This window comes from Achromobacter sp. GbtcB20, from assembly GCF_019091095.1.
In the GTDB taxonomy this organism is placed as follows: Bacteria; Pseudomonadota; Gammaproteobacteria; order Burkholderiales; family Burkholderiaceae_B; genus Achromobacter; species Achromobacter mucicolens.
This window is the reverse complement of sequence record NZ_JAGXJZ010000889.1, coordinates 1-237: the sequence shown is the minus strand read 5'-3', so window position 1 is coordinate 237 and position 237 is coordinate 1. Positions and strand designations below refer to the sequence as shown.

Here is a 237-nt window from a genome sequence, read left to right as displayed (position 1 = left end):
CGGTGCGCGCGCTGGGGGAGGCCGATTTCGGCCGCGTGGCGCAGCGTTTCAGCGAGGCCGGTTTCCCGGTCATGCTCCCCGCAAGGGGTGTCATGACGGTGAAGGCCGCCGGCGCTTCCCGTCCGGCGGGGCTGCTGTCGGTCGGCGTGCACGGCGACGAGGCCGGGCCGATCGAAATGGTCGCGCACGTGATCGGGGCGCCGTCGCGCCAGCCGGCCGCCCTGGCGGGGGGCCTGA

Annotated in this window: 1 pseudogene; it reads left to right on the top strand. The window is 75.5% G+C overall.

Annotated features, from left to right (window positions below):
* Positions 1 to 2 precede the first annotated feature (2 nt).
* A pseudogene (locus KVT32_RS31530) lies at positions 3 to 237 on the top strand (succinylglutamate desuccinylase); the annotation flags it as partial.